Source organism: Streptomyces sp. NPDC026301, from assembly GCF_055567935.1.
Window position 1 is genome coordinate 258,435 of the sequence record NZ_JBVHPN010000004.1, and the last position, 13,777, is coordinate 272,211.

Annotated in this window: 13 protein-coding genes and 1 tRNA gene; 10 read left to right on the forward strand and 4 right to left on the reverse strand. The window is 72.6% G+C overall.

The genetic code is table 11. The features are described from left to right. Nucleotides 1-114: 114 nt before the first annotated feature. A complete protein-coding gene (locus ACZ4MH_RS09035; RefSeq protein WP_351598691.1) occupies nt 115-1,005 on the reverse strand; it encodes an SCO6745 family protein in 891 nt (296 codons plus the stop codon). A 151-nt stretch (nt 1,006-1,156) separates the two neighbouring features. Between ACZ4MH_RS09035 and ACZ4MH_RS09040 the strand changes: the two genes are divergently transcribed. The 3 genes from ACZ4MH_RS09040 (at nt 1,157) to ACZ4MH_RS09050 (ending at nt 3,660) form a co-directional block, all read left to right on the forward strand. Beyond that, a complete protein-coding gene (locus tag ACZ4MH_RS09040; protein WP_351598693.1) occupies nt 1,157-2,119 on the forward strand; it encodes a GlxA family transcriptional regulator in 963 nt (320 codons plus the stop codon). A 20-nt stretch (nt 2,120-2,139) separates the two neighbouring features. Next, nucleotides 2,140-2,796, forward strand: coding sequence for a DJ-1/PfpI family protein (locus ACZ4MH_RS09045; RefSeq protein ID WP_351598695.1), 657 nt, complete (start codon nt 2,140-2,142; stop codon nt 2,794-2,796). Nucleotides 2,797-2,859: 63 nt separating this feature from the next. Further along, nucleotides 2,860-3,660 (forward strand): maleylpyruvate isomerase family mycothiol-dependent enzyme, encoded by an 801-nt coding sequence (locus tag ACZ4MH_RS09050; RefSeq protein ID WP_351598697.1) that lies wholly within the window; start codon nt 2,860-2,862, stop codon nt 3,658-3,660. An 81-nt stretch (nt 3,661-3,741) separates the two neighbouring features. On the opposite strand, the gene ACZ4MH_RS09055 is transcribed toward ACZ4MH_RS09050, so the two are convergent. Next, nucleotides 3,742-4,491: an enoyl-CoA hydratase/isomerase family protein gene (locus ACZ4MH_RS09055; protein ID WP_351598699.1), complete on the reverse strand. Its 750-nt coding sequence runs from the start codon at nt 4,489-4,491 to the stop codon at nt 3,742-3,744. Between the two features lie 326 nt (nt 4,492-4,817). On the opposite strand from ACZ4MH_RS09055, the gene ACZ4MH_RS09060 reads away from it, so the two are divergent. The 3 genes from ACZ4MH_RS09060 to ACZ4MH_RS09070 all read left to right on the forward strand — a co-directional run bounded on the left by ACZ4MH_RS09060 (nt 4,818) and on the right by ACZ4MH_RS09070 (nt 7,464). Then, complete coding sequence (locus ACZ4MH_RS09060; protein ID WP_351598701.1) at nt 4,818-6,470, forward strand: ABC-F family ATP-binding cassette domain-containing protein; 1,653 nt, start codon at nt 4,818-4,820, stop codon at nt 6,468-6,470. A 114-nt stretch (nt 6,471-6,584) separates the two neighbouring features. After that, nucleotides 6,585-6,658: transfer RNA gene (locus ACZ4MH_RS09065), tRNA-Met, on the forward strand. Nucleotides 6,659-6,933: 275 nt separating this feature from the next. Continuing rightward, nucleotides 6,934-7,464: an ATP-binding protein gene (locus ACZ4MH_RS09070; protein WP_351598703.1), complete on the forward strand. Its 531-nt coding sequence runs from the start codon at nt 6,934-6,936 to the stop codon at nt 7,462-7,464. Here the strand turns inward: ACZ4MH_RS09070 and idi are convergent. Continuing rightward, the gene (gene idi, locus ACZ4MH_RS09075) at nt 7,439-8,050 is read right to left on the reverse strand and encodes an isopentenyl-diphosphate Delta-isomerase (RefSeq protein ID WP_351598705.1); all 612 of its coding nucleotides are present in this window, start codon (nt 8,048-8,050) and stop codon (nt 7,439-7,441) included. The genes ACZ4MH_RS09070 and idi overlap by 26 nt on opposite strands. Before the next feature lie 131 nt (nt 8,051-8,181). Continuing rightward, complete coding sequence (galE, locus tag ACZ4MH_RS09080) at nt 8,182-9,192, reverse strand: UDP-glucose 4-epimerase GalE (protein WP_351598707.1); 1,011 nt, start codon at nt 9,190-9,192, stop codon at nt 8,182-8,184. A 255-nt stretch (nt 9,193-9,447) separates the two neighbouring features. Between galE and ACZ4MH_RS09085 the strand changes: the two genes are divergently transcribed. The 4 genes from ACZ4MH_RS09085 to ACZ4MH_RS09100 are packed head-to-tail and all read left to right on the forward strand — an operon-like array spanning nt 9,448 to nt 13,772. Next, nucleotides 9,448-11,232, forward strand: a complete 1,785-nt coding sequence (locus tag ACZ4MH_RS09085; RefSeq protein ID WP_351598727.1) for a DUF5941 domain-containing protein — start codon at nt 9,448-9,450, stop codon at nt 11,230-11,232. Next, nucleotides 11,229-11,966, forward strand: coding sequence for a phosphocholine cytidylyltransferase family protein (locus ACZ4MH_RS09090; protein WP_351598709.1), 738 nt, complete (start codon nt 11,229-11,231; stop codon nt 11,964-11,966). The genes ACZ4MH_RS09085 and ACZ4MH_RS09090 overlap by 4 nt, the downstream gene beginning before the upstream one ends. After that, entirely contained in the window at nt 11,954-13,015 is a 1,062-nt protein-coding gene (locus ACZ4MH_RS09095) for an iron-containing alcohol dehydrogenase family protein (RefSeq protein WP_351598711.1), read from the forward strand. The genes ACZ4MH_RS09090 and ACZ4MH_RS09095 overlap by 13 nt, the downstream gene beginning before the upstream one ends. Then, entirely contained in the window at nt 12,993-13,772 is a 780-nt protein-coding gene (locus tag ACZ4MH_RS09100; protein WP_351598713.1) for a CDP-alcohol phosphatidyltransferase family protein, read from the forward strand. The genes ACZ4MH_RS09095 and ACZ4MH_RS09100 overlap by 23 nt, the downstream gene beginning before the upstream one ends. Nucleotides 13,773-13,777: the final 5 nt, after the last annotated feature.

Consider the following 13,777-nt stretch of genomic DNA (forward strand, 5'->3'; position numbering starts at 1 on the left):
CAGGGTCGCGGCAGAGCCTGTCGCGTGACCCGGGCAGGAGGCCACAGGTGTGACAAGAGGCACGGCACTACAGGGCGGGCCGCCGTACCCCGGCCGCCCGCCCCGGTGCCGGGCTCAGCCCTGGCCGAACAGGTCGGCGGGGAACGCCCCGTTGCCGACCGCGGTGGTGGTGAACTCCGTGGCCAGCTCGGTCAGCCGGGCCACGCCCTCGGCACCGAGGTGCTCGTACGGGGCCGCGTCGAGCCGGTCGGTGGCCTCCTCCAGGTCGGCGCGGAGCTGCGTACCGGCCTCCGTCAGGCCGCCGTCCGCGTCCAGGATGCCGCGCTCGCGCAGCCCGTCGCGCGCGCCCTGCCACTCCTCGGCGGACCAGCCGCGGGTCGCCAGGATCCACTTGGTGCTCATGCCACGGCCGCTGGCGGTGTGCGAGGCCAGCGCCTCCAGGGGGCCCAGGCCGGCGTCGGCGAGCGCGATGAGGTGGCCGTCGCCGCGGTGTTCGCGCAGCAGGGTCGCGGCGTGCCAGTACGCCAGGTGCGGCGCGTCCGGTACGGGCAGGTCGGCGTGGGCGGCGTACAGGGGCCGGGCGTGCCGGGAACACGCCTCGGCGGCGCGCAGCGCGAGCCCTGCGGCCTCGGCCATTCTGTCGGACTCCACCAGCTCGTCGCCCAGCAGCCGGCGCAGCGTGCTGTCGGCCGCGCGCAGCCGCGCGTCGAGCACCTGCTGCGGGCTGACGGTCGCCCAGGCGTCCGGGATGTGCCGGGCGATCAGCTCGTACTTGAAGTTGTAGAACGTCGCGGCGATGACGCCGGGGCCCACCGGGCCCATGGCGGCGGCCCGCCCCAGGAAGTAAGCGGTGCTGCGCTCCTCGATGCCGAGCTTCGCCAGCTCCTCGGGGAAGTCGGGCGAGAAGTACACCGTGGAGTGCAGCGGGTTGATGACGTTGTGGCAGCGTCGTCCGGCGCGGTCGGGCAGCGCGGAGCGGTCCTGCGGGGAAGCCGTTGTGGTCATGGCGGCACGTTACCGACCCGTCGGTATGCCTGGTAGGGCGGGGCGGTGTGAAGAGGGGCCGGGCCGGAAGGACGGGAGGTGCACTCGGCATGGCAGGAAAGGTGGGAAAGTCGTCATTGCCGCCATCCGGCCGCCCGCCCAGGATGGGGCCATGCCACCGCACGACGTACTGGTCGTTCTCTTCGACGACGTCCAGAGCCTGGACGTCACCGGCCCGCTGGAGGTCTTCACGGGCGCGGACCGCTGCGCGCCCGGCGCCTACCGGGTGCGTACCGCCACGCTCGACGGCGGGCCGGTCCGCACCTCCAGCGGCCTGCGGATCACCCCGGACCTCGCGCTGCCGGACGCCGGTCCGCCGGACACCCTCCTGGTGCCGGGCGGAGAGGGCACCCGTGACCCCGACCCGCGGCTCGTCGACTGGCTGCGGGCGCGGGCGCCGCGGGCCCGCCGCAAGGTCTCGGTGTGCTCGGGCGCGTTCCTGCTGGCCGCCGCCGGGCTGCTGGACGGGCACCGCGCCACCACGCACTGGGCGCTGAGCGACGCGCTGGCCGACCGCTTTCCCGGCGTCGACGTCGACGCCGAGCCGATCTTCATCCGGGACGGCGACCTGGCGACGTCCGCCGGCGTCACGTCGGGCATCGACCTCGCGCTGGCCCTCGTGGAGGAGGACCTCGGCCGGGAGGTCGCGCTGACCGTCGCCCGCCATCTCGTCGTCTTCCTGCGCAGACCCGGCAATCAGACGCAGTTCAGCGCCCAGCTCGCCGCGCAGACCGCGGAGCGCCCGCCGCTGCGCGAGGTGCAGCACTGGATCACGGGCAATCCGGCAGCCGACCTCTCCGTCGAGGCGCTGGCGGCCCGCTGCGGGCTCTCACCTCGCCATTTCGCCCGAGCCTTCCGCGACGAAGTCGGCATGACGCCAGGTCGCTATGTCGACAGAGTCCGGCTGGAGGCCGCGCGCCGGCTTCTCGAGGACACCACCGACGGCATCGAACGCGTCTCCCGGCGCTGCGGTTACGGCACCCCCGAAGCCATGCGCCGCGCCTTCGTGCGCGCCCTCGGCGCCGGCCCGGCGGAGTACCGGCGCCGGTTCCGGCCGCACGCGCGGACAAGTTGACCACCTGTGAAAGGAATCTCATGCAGATCGCGATCCTTCTCTACGACCGCTTCACCGCGCTCGACGCCATCGGGCCCTTCGAGACCCTGCGGAGTCTCCCGGGGGCCGAGACCGTGTTCGTGGCCGAGCGCACCGGACCCGTGCGCAACGACAGCGGGCAGCTGGCCATGGTCGCGGAAGCGGCGCTGGACGAGGTGACGAGCCCCGACATCCTGGTCGTGCCGGGCGGTCCCGACCAGTCGGCCCTGCTGACGGACGACGCACTGCTCGACTGGCTGCGTACCGTCGATGCCGCCACCACCTGGACCACGTCCGTCTGTACGGGGTCGCTGCTGCTGGCCGCCGCCGGGCTGCTCAAGGGCCGGCGCGCCACCTCCCACTGGCTCGCGCTCGACCGGCTCAAGGAGTACGGCGTCGAACCCACCGGCGAGCGGGTCGTCTTCGACGGCAAGTACGCGACAGCGGCCGGGGTGTCGTCCGGTATCGACATGGGCCTGAGCCTGCTCGGCCGGCTGGGCGGCGACGAGCTGGCGCAGACGGTGCAGCTGACCATCGAGTACGACCCGCAGCCGCCGTACGACAGCGGCTCCCCGGCGAAGGCCCCGGCCGGCATCGTCGAGCGGCTGCGCGGCGACAGCGGGCTGGTGCCGAAGGGCCGTCCCGCCCCGGCGAACTGACCGCGGTCGGCGCGAACGCCGAGGTCAGCGGGATTGTCAGTGGCGGGGTCTACGGTGCGTTCCATGACCCGACTGCGCTATGACCGACACCGCGCCGAAATCGTGGCGCAGACCGACCTGTTGCGATCCCACATCAAGGGCGCCGACCTCTCGCGGCCGGTGCCCTCCTGCCCCGGCTGGACCGTCAACCAACTGCTGCGCCACCTCGGCGGCGCGCAGCGCTGGGCGGCGGACCTGGTGCGGAGCGGGGCGACCGAGCCGCTGCCCGACGAGCACTTCCGCGATCTCTCCCCGTACGTCGGCGAGGACCCGGCCGAGCTCGACGGCTGGCTCGCCGAGGGCGTCGGGCTGCTCGCGGACGCGCTGCGCGAGGCGGGACCCGACGCGGAGATGTGGACCCCGCTCCCTGGTGACGCCGGGCAGGGCTCGACGTTCTTCGCCCGCCGCTTCACGCACGAGACGGCGATCCACCGGGCCGATGCCGCGCTGGCCCTGGGCGTGGAGTACGTCCTCGACGAGGAGGTGGCGCTGGATGCAGTCGAAGAGTGGCTGGAGCTCGGCTCGCTGCCGGTGATGTTCGAGTACCACCCGGAGCTGCGCGAGCTGCTGGGCCCCGGCCGCACGCTGCACTTCCATGCCACGGACACCGCGCCCGAGGCCGGGGCCGAGTGGGTGGTCGACCTGACGGGGGACGCCATCACCTGGCGCCGGGCGCACGAGAAGGCGGCGGTCGCCGTCCGGGGACCGCTCACCGAGCTGCTGCTGACGATCTACCGCCGCCGGTCACCGCGGGGCGACGGGATACAGGTCATAGGCGACGCGGAGCTGCTGGACTTCTGGCTGGACCGGGTGTCCTTCGGCTGAGCCCCGGGGAGCCGGGGAGCCGGGGAGCCGTGAGGCGCCGGGGGGGCCGGGGGACCGAGGGGGGCCGTCGTCGGCCGGGGCTCACGCCGTCCAGTCGAAGCGCGGCGCCCGGCGCTCCAGGAAGGCGGTGACGCCCTCCGCCGTGTCGCCGCTGCCGCGCGCCTGCTCCTCCCAGTACGCGCTCCGCTCCGCGCTCGCGGGGCCGTCGGCGAACTCCTTCGCCGCCGCCTGGGTCAGCTGCGACCGGCTCGCCAGCACGGCCGCGAAGTCCGCGACCCGCTTGTCCAGCTCACCCTCCGGCAGCACCTCGTCCACGAGCCCGGTGCGCAGCGCCCGCTCACAGCCGATCAACTCACCCGAGAACAGGAGGTACTTGGCGGTCGCCGGACCGACCAGCCGCACCAGCCGCTGTGTGGACGCGGCCGGGTAGACGATGCCCAGCTTCGCCGGCGTGACGCCGAACAGCGCGCCTTCCTCGGCGAACCGCAGGTCGCAGGCTGCCGCCAGCTGGCTGCCGCCGCCCACGCAGTAGCCGCGGATCGCGGCCAGCGACGGCTTGGGGAAGGCGGCGAGCGCCTCCTCGGCGGCCTGCGCGAGGCCCCGGTTCTCGTCCCCCGACTCCCGCAGCGACCCGATGTCCGCGCCCGCGCAGAAGGTGTTCCCCTCGCCGGTCAGCACGAGCACGCGTACGGCCCGGTCCGCGGCCAGCCGCTCCACCAGCTCCGGAACCGCCCGCCACATGCCGGCCGTCATGGCATTCCGCTTGGCGGGATTGCCGATGGTCACGGTCGCGGTGCCGTCACTGACACGCGTGCTGAGCCCTGGGTTCATGGAGGGGATCGTAAAGCGGCACGACCGACCGCGTCCCGACCCGGGGACCGTGATCACCACCACGCCGGGCGCCACGGACCACGTGCCCGGCCGACCGCGCCCGCCGCCCGCACCGACACCGGCCCCGCACACCCCGCCCGCACCGACACCGGCCCCGCACACCGCCCGCACCGACACCGGCCCCGCACAGCCAGGCCCCGCGGCGCCCCGCCCCGCACCCCACCCCCGCATCCCACCCCCGTACCCCGGCCGCGCACGCGGCCCCCGCACCCCGCCCCAATAGCCGCGCGACCCCCCACCCGCCCCGCCGCTACGATCGCCGTCTGATGTCTGCCACCCTCGTTGCCAAGAATCTCGCCGCCGGGCACGGCGACCGCACGCTCTTCTCCGGGCTCGACCTCGTCGTCGCGCCGGGTGAGGTGATCGGGCTGGTCGGTGCCAATGGAGCGGGTAAGTCCACGCTGCTGCGGCTCTTCGCGGGGCTGGACGCCCCGCCGGAGGGCGAGCTGCGGCTGAGCCCCGCCACCGCGACCGTCGGCCACCTCCCGCAGGAGCCCGAGCGGCGCCCCGGGGAGTCCGTGCGCGCCTTCCTCGCCCGCCGCACCGGCGTCGCCGACGCCCAGCTCGCGCTGGACGAGGCCACCCAGGCGCTGGTCGAGGAGAAGCCGGGCGCGGACGACGCGTACGCCGAGGCCCTGGAGCGCTGGCTCGCGCTCGGCGCCGCCGACCTCGACGAGCGGGCCGAGGAGACCGCGGCCCAGCTGGGCCTGGCGGTCGGCCTGGACCAGCCGATGACCTCGCTCTCCGGCGGCCAGGCGGCCCGTGCCTCGCTCGCCTCCCTCCTCCTCTCCCGGTACGACGTCTTCCTGCTCGACGAGCCCACCAACGACCTGGACCTGGACGGCCTGGAGCGGCTGGAGCGGTTCGTGACCGGGCTGCGCGCCGGGACCGTCCTGGTCAGCCACGACCGCGAGTTCCTGACCAGGACCGTGGACCGGGTGGTCGAACTGGACCTGGTCCAGCAGCAGGTGAACACCTTCGGCGGCGGGTACGCCGCGTATCTGGAGGAGCGCGAGCGGGCCCGCCGGCACGCCCGCGAGGAGTACGAGGAGTACGCCGAGACCAGGGCGTCCTTGGAGGCGCGCGCCCACCTCCAGCGCAACTGGATGGAGAAGGGCGTCAAGAACGCCCGCCGCAAGGCTCCCGACAACGACAAGATCGGCCGTAACGCCCGGGTGGAGGCCACCGAGAAGCAGGCCGCCAAGGCCAAGCAGACCCAGCGCATGATCGAGCGGATGGACGTCGTCGAGGAGCCGCGCAAGGAGTGGGAGCTGCGGATGGAGATCGCGGCAGCGCCGCGCTCCGGGGCCGTCGTCGCCACCCTGCGCGGCGCCTGCCTGGACCGCGGCGACTTCCGCTTCGGCCCGGTGGACCTGCAGATCGACTGGGCGGACCGGGTCGCGATCACCGGCCCGAACGGCTCGGGCAAGTCGACACTGCTCGGCGCGCTGCTCGGCCGGCTCCCGCTGGACGAGGGCCAGGCGTATCTGGGGCCGGGCGTGCTCGTCGGGGAGATCGAGCAGGCCCGCGGGCAGCTCTTCCAGGGCCCGGAGGCGGCCGGTGAGCCGCTCCTGGACGCCTTCCGCCGCTCCGTCCCCGAGATGGCGCCGGCGGACGTCCGCACGCTGCTGGCGAAGTTCGGGCTCAAGGCCGGGCACGTGCTGCGCCCGGTGGCCACGCTGTCGCCGGGGGAGCGGACCCGGGCGGCGCTCGCCCTCCTCCAGGGCCGCGGGGTGAACCTCCTCGTACTGGACGAGCCGACCAACCACCTCGACCTCCCGGCGATCGAGCAGCTGGAGTCCGCGCTCGCGTCGTACCAAGGCACGTTGCTGCTGGTCAGCCACGACCGCCGGCTGCTGGACGCCGTGCACACCACGCGGCGGATCGAGGTGGCGGACGGCCGGGTCGCCGAGCGCTGACCGCGCGGGCCCGGCGCGCGGGCCCGCCGGAGGGCGCTGACCGGATGCCGCCGTACGGCGTCCGGTAATGGATTTGGCCCTGTGGCACGGAACCCGTAAGGTTGTGTTCACCGACGCGGGGTGGAGCAGCTCGGTAGCTCGCTGGGCTCATAACCCAGAGGTCGCAGGTTCAAATCCTGTCCCCGCTACTGCCGCAACAGTGCGTGTCAGAGGCCCCTTCCTTCGGGAAGGGGCCTCTGGCGTATGCGCGGGCGGTCCGCGGAGACGGCGCTCCGGTCGGTCCGGGGCGAAGCGGGAGAAAGGCATCCCTTCCCGGCAGTTCTTGAAACGGGAACAAAAGGGTCAGAGTCGATCCCCGGCGTGATCGCAGCGCACAAAAGCGATCGGAAGCTGTCGATAAGTGCTGACTTTTCGTCAGCAGCCCAGTCCGGACGGTGGGATTCCCAACACTCGAAGGGTGAGGATGCCTTCCGGACCCCCAGCCGAACCCCCCGAGGAGCTGACGGCCCCGCTCGCGTGCGAACCCGAGGAGCTGACCGCCCCGCTCGCGTACGAAGGTGTCTGGAGGTTCACCGCTCCGGCACTGGAGTCCTCGGTGCCACAGGCGCGGCACGCGGTACGGGATCTGCTCGGCGACCAGCGCGTGCCCGCGGGGCCCGACATCGTGGACGGCCTGCTACTGATCACGTCCGAGCTGGTCACCAACGCGGTGCAGCACGCGGCCCTGCTCTCCCCGCAGATCACCGTCGAGCTGGCCGTCGGCGCCGACTGGGTGCGGATCGCCGTCGAGGACAACCACCCCTACCGCCCCAAGGCGCTGGAGGCCGACGAGGAGGACCTCGGCGGCCGCGGCCTCTGGCTGATCAAGATGATCACGACGGAGGCCGGCGGGAAGTGCGGCGTGGAACACACGGCGAGCGGCGGCAAGGTCGTATGGGCCGAACTGCCGCTCGCCCAGGTGGCCGCTGCTACCAGCCCGCAGTCGTCCCTGTGAGTTCACGGATCGCCGGGCGCGCCGCGTCCAGCACGGTCATGAACCACACCGAGAACGGCGCCTCGGAGTGCCGCCGGTTCAGCTCGTCCGGCGTCACGAAGGCGTACTCCCCGACCTCCTCGGGGTCCGGCTCCGGAGTGTCCCGGACCAGGCCCACGAAGAGGTGGTTGTACTCCTGCTCGACCAGCCCGGACTCCGGGTCCGGGTGGTTGTAGCGCACGGTGCCGGCCTCGCCGAGCAGCGACGGGGCGATGCCCAGCTCCTCGGCGGTGCGCCGCGCCGCGGCCGCGAAGGGCTTCTCGCCCGGATACGGGTGGCCGCAGGCCGTGTTGGACCACACGCCGGGGGAGTGGTACTTCCCCAGCGCCCGGCGCTGCAGCAGCAGCCGGCCCTGCTCGTCGAAGAGGAAGACGGAGAAGGCCCGGTGCAGCTGCCCGGGCGCCTGATGGGCGGCGAGCTTCTCCGCCGTGCCGATCGTTCTACCGTCCTCGTCCACCAACTCCAGCATGATCGGCTCGGCGGCCGTGTCTGTCGCGGTCATCGCGGCGGCCCCGGTGGTCTGTCCGTTGGCAGGTGTGATCGGCATGCCCATCCTTCGCGTTTTCCTCGGTCCTCGATGGTCAAGTCTGCCCTAGTAGCGCCCGTATCAGGCGTACGGCGACGCCCCGTGTGCGGCGTGGCAGAACGCACGGCGCACAGCAGGGGCCGCGCGCCGTCTCAGGCGGACCGAGCGCCGTCTCGCGTCACCCCACGTGCCTCCGGATGCCGCAGGCACCACCCCTCCCATGCCGACGCGATCATCGCGTCGATGCCGTGCCGCGCGCGCCAGCCCAGCTCCTTGGTGGCCAGCTCGCAGGAGGCGACCACCCGCGCCGGGTCGCCGGCCCGCCGTCCCTCGACGACGGGCGTCAGGTCCGAGCGGCCGCTGATCCCGAGGACGAGGTCCGCCATCTCCCGTACGGAGACGCCCTGGCCGGTGCCGACGTTGAGCGTGAGGTCACCGGGGCTTTCCTGGCCGGTGAGCCGCCGTGCGGCGGCGACGTGCGCGTCGGCCAGGTCCTCGACGTGGATGTAGTCGCGGACGCAGGTGCCGTCGGGGGTGTCGTAGTCGTCGCCGAAGATCAGCGGCGGCTCACCGGCCGTGACCTTCTCGAACATCATCGGGATGATGTTGAAGACCCCGACGTCCGCCAGCTCCGGCGCCGCCGCGCCCGCGACGTTGAAGTACCGCAGGCACGCGGTCGCGATGCCGTGCGCCCGGCCCGCGGCGCGCACCAGCCACTCGCCCGCGAGCTTGGTCTCGCCATAAGGGTTCATCGGCAGGCACGGGGTGTCCTCGGTGACCAGGTCCACATCCGGCATCCCGTAGACCGCCGCCGAGGAGGAGAGCACGAAGCGCTGCACCCCGGCCGCCGCCACCGCCTCCAGCAGCACGGTCAGCCCGTGCACGTTCTCCCGGTAGTACGTCAGCGGCTGCTCCACCGACTCACCGACCTGCTTCTTCGCGGCGAGGTGGATGACGCCGGTCACGCCGTGCTCCGCGAGCGTGGCGTCCACCACGTCACGGTCCTGTACCGAAGCGCGCACCAGCGGCACCCCGGCGGGCAGCCGCTCGGGGAATCCGCTGGAGACGTCGTCCAGTACGACGACCTTCTCTCCCGCCGCCGCCATGGCCCTCGCCACATGCGCGCCGATATAACCCGTCCCACCTGTGATCAGCCATGTCATAACCGGCACCCTAACCAGGGCCGCAGTTGTTCATCGACGGCAAGATCGACCATGATGATCGCGGCAGACGCCACCGCCGGACGGCCACCGCCCGGTGAATGCGTGGTGAACGGCCGCATCCGGCGATCCGATAACCTCTGCCGACGTGCCACCGACCCCTCCGGGGCCCGAGGTGTGCCACGACTGCTGCCCGGGTAGTTCGTACCGAATGCGGACCGGCCGGCGGCCTTGCCAGCATTCAGGGAGTGAATTCGTCTGTCGACCGCAATCCTCACCGGTGCGCCGGTCGCCGGGTCGCCGCTCGAAGGCGACCTGCGCGAGCTGGGCTTCGATGTCCGCAGCGCGGCCGACGCCGCCGAGGCGGCCCGGCTGCTGGCCGAGGTCCCGGCAGGCCGGCGGGTCGCCCTGGTCGACCCGCGGTTCGTCGGCCACCTGCACAGCCTGCGGCTGGCGCTGACCGACCCGCGTTTCCCGGCCGCCGCGGTCACCGGCGCGCTCACGGCGCAGCCCGAGGCGCGCGCCGCGCTCACCCGGGCGCTCGCCACGGCGGGCTCCGCCGACGGGCTCCCGGACGCCGTCGCGGAGACGCTGGACGCCGAGGGCGTATCGGTGCACCGCCCCGAGCTCGGCTCGCTGGTCGCTTCCGTACCCTCCGGCGCACAGCAGCGCCATGAGGCGCGGGCCGCGGTGAGCGCCGTGGACGACGAGGCCGTACGCCTGCGTACCGCGGTGAAGTCCCGCGACGGGTTCTTCACGACGTACTGCATCAGCCCGTACTCCCGCTACCTCGCCCGCTGGTGCGCGCGGCGCGGCCTGACGCCGAACCAGGTCACCACCGCGTCCCTGCTCACCGCGCTGATCGCGGCGGGCTGCGCGGCCACCGGGACCCGCGCCGGCTTCATCGCCGCGGGCCTGCTCCTCCTCTTCTCCTTCGTCCTGGACTGCACCGACGGGCAGCTCGCCCGCTACTCCCTGCAGTACTCGACGATGGGCGCCTGGCTGGACGCGACGTTCGACCGGGCCAAGGAGTACGCGTACTACGCGGGCCTGGCGCTGGGCGCGGCGCGTGGCGGCGATGACGTCTGGGCGCTGGCGCTGGGCGCGATGGTGCTGCAGACGGTCCGGCACGTCGTGGACTTCTCCTTCAACGAGGCGAACCACGACGCCACCGCCAACACCAGCCCGACCGCGGCGCTCTCCGACAAGCTCGACAGCGTCGGCTGGACGGTCTGGGCCCGCCGGATGATCGTGCTGCCCATCGGCGAGCGCTGGGCCCTGATCGCCGTCCTCACGGCCGTCACGACGCCCCGCATCGTCTTCTACGTGCTGCTCATCGGCTGCGCGCTGGCCGGCTGCTACACCACAGCGGGCCGGGTGCTGCGCTCGCTGACCCGCCGCGCGCGCCGTACCGACCGGGCAGCGCAGGCCCTCGCCGACCTCGGCGACTCCGGGCCGCTCGGCGAGGGCTTCGCCGCCGCCTTCAAGGGCGCGGCCCGCAAGCTCCCCGGCTTCGCGGCCCCCGTGATCGCCGCCGTCGGTGCCGCTGTGATGATCGCCACCGCCGCCTTCGCCGGCTGGGGCAGCCCCTGGGTCTGCGTCGCCGCGCTGGTGTACGCCGTACTCTCCGGCCTCGCCGTGGCCCGCCCCCTCAAGGGCGCGCTGGACTGGCTCGTGCCGCCGCTCTTCCGCGTCGGCGAGTACGTCGCGATTCTGGTGATTGCGGCCCGTTCCGAGGTGAACGGGGCGTTGCCGGCGGCATTCGGGCTGGTGGCCGCGGTCGCCTACCATCACTACGACACGGTGTACCGCATCCGCGGCGGCAGCGGCGCGCCTCCGCGCTCTCTGGTGCGGGCGACCGGCGGACACGAGGGCCGTGCCCTCGTGGTCTCGATCGCCGCGGCCGCACTGCCCACCTCAGGTTTCACAATCGCGCTCACGGTCCTCGCGGGGGCCCTGGCGCTGCTGGTGCTCACTGAGAGCATCCGCTTCTGGGTGTCCTCTCATGCACCCGCCGTACACGACGAAGGAGAACCCGCATGATCGGCCTCGTGCTGGCGGCCGGCGCCGGACGGCGTCTGCGTCCCTACACCGACACCCTGCCCAAGGCTCTGGTGCCGGTCGATGGCGACACGACCATTCTGGACCTCACCCTCGGCAACTTCGCCGAGATCGGCCTGACCGAGGTCGGGATCATCGTCGGCTACCGCAAGGAGGCCGTGTACGAGCGCAAGGAGGCCCTGGAGCAGAAGTACGGCCTCAAGCTCACGCTGATCGACAACGACAAGGCCGAGGAGTGGAACAATGCCTACTCCCTGTGGTGCGGCCGTGACGCGATCAAGCACGACGTGATCCTCGCCAACGGCGACACCGTGCACCCGGTCTCCGTCGAGAAGACCCTGCTCGCCGCGCGCGGCGACGGCAAGAAGATCATCCTCGCGCTGGACACGGTCAAGGACCTGGCCGAAGAGGAGATGAAGGTCGTCGTCGACCCCGAGAAGGGCATGACGAAGATCACCAAGCTGATGGACCCCGCCGAGGCGACCGGCGAGTACATCGGCCTGACCCTCATCGAGGGCGAGGCCGCCGACGAGCTGGCCGACGCCCTGAAGACGGTCTTCGAGACGGACCCGCAGCAGTTCTACGAGCACGGCTACCAGGAGCTCGTGAACCGCGGCTTCCGGATCGACGTGGCCCCGATCGGCGACGTCAAGTGGGTCGAGATCGACAACCACGACGACCTCGCGAAGGGCCGTGAAATCGCATGCCAGTACTGACCCGCCTCATCCCGTCCCCGGTCGTCGTTGACATCAACGCGGGCGCGCTGGACGACCTGGCGGGCCTGCTGGCCGATCAGCGCATCTCCGCGTCCGGGAAGCTCGCGATCGCCATCTCCGGCGGTTCGGGCGCCCGGCTGCGGGAGCGGCTGTCCCCCGCGCTGCCCGGCGCGGAGTGGTACGAGGTCGGCGGTGGCACGCTCGACGACGCGATCAAGCTCGCCGACGCCATGAAGAAGGGGCACTACGACGCGGTCGTGGGCCTCGGCGGCGGCAAGATCATCGACTGCGCCAAGTTCGCCGCCGCCCGCATCGGCCTGCCGCTGGTCGCCGTCGCGACGAACCTGTCGCACGACGGCCTGTGCTCGCCGGTCGCCACCCTCGACAACGACGCGGGCCGCGGCTCGTACGGTGTGCCGAACCCGATCGCCGTGGTCATCGACCTCGACATCATCCGCGAGGCCCCCGTACGGTTCGTCCGCTCCGGCATCGGCGACGCGATCTCCAACATCTCCGCTGTCGCGGACTGGGAGCTCTCGCACCGCGAGACCGGCGAGGACATCGACGGGCTGGCCGCCGCCATGGCGCGCCAGGCCGGCGAGGCCGTGCTGCGCCACCCGGGCGGCGTCGGCGACGACAAGTTCCTCCAGGTGCTGGCCGAGGGCCTGGTCCTCACCGGCATCTCGATGTCCGTCGCGGGCGACAGCCGGCCGGCCTCCGGGGCCTGCCACGAGATCAACCACGCGTTCGACATCCTCTTCCCCAAGCGGGCTGCGAGCCACGGCGAGCAGTGCGGCCTCGGTGCCGCGTTCGCCACGCACCTGCGCGGGGACAAGGAGACGTCCGCGCTGATGGTCCAGGTGCTGCAGCGGCACGGCCTGCCGGTCACGCCGGGCGAGATCGGTTTCACGGACGAGGAGTTCGTGCAGGTCGTGGAGTTCGCCCCGAAGACCCGCCCCGGTCGCTACACGATCCTGGAACACCTGGACCTGTCCGCCGATCAGATCAGGGACGCATACGCCGACTATGCCAAAACCATCGGTAGCTGAACTCCGGCCGGTCGTTCACCCGGAGGGGGTGAAGGACCGGCGGAGCGGTGAGCACTGGGGCGGCCGGCTCTACATGCGCGAGATCTCGCTGCGCATCGACCGGCACCTGGTGAACACGCGGGTCACGCCCAACCAGCTGACCTACGTGATGACCGCCGCCGGCGCCCTCGCCGCCCCGGCCCTCCTGGTGCCGGGCATCACGGGCGCCGTGCTCGGCGTGGTGATGGTCCAGCTCTATCTGCTGCTCGACTGCGTCGACGGCGAGATCGCCCGCTGGAAGAAGCAGTACTCGATGGCCGGGGTGTACCTGGACCGTGTCGCCGCCTACCTGTGCGACGCCGCGGTCCTGGTCGGCTTCGGCCTGCGCGCCGCCGACCTGTTCGGCTCCGGGCGGATCGACTGGCTGTGGGCCTTCCTCGGTACGCTCGCGGCCCTCGGCGCCATCCTGGTCAAGGCCGAGACCGACCTCGTCGGCGTCGCCCGCCACCAGGCCGGGCTGCCGCCGGTCAAGGAGGCGGCGTCCGAGCCGCGCTCGTCCGGCATGGCGCTGGCCCGCAAGGCCGCCGGGGCGCTGAAGTTCCACCGGCTGATCCTCGGGATCGAGGCGTCCCTGCTGATCCTGGTCCTGGCGATCCTGGACGCGGTCAGGGGCGATCTGTTCTTTTCGCGGCTCGGCGTCGCCGTGCTGGCCGGCATCGCGCTCGTCCAGACGCTGCTCCACCTCGTGTCCATCCTGGCTTCAAGCAGGCTCAAGTGACCCAG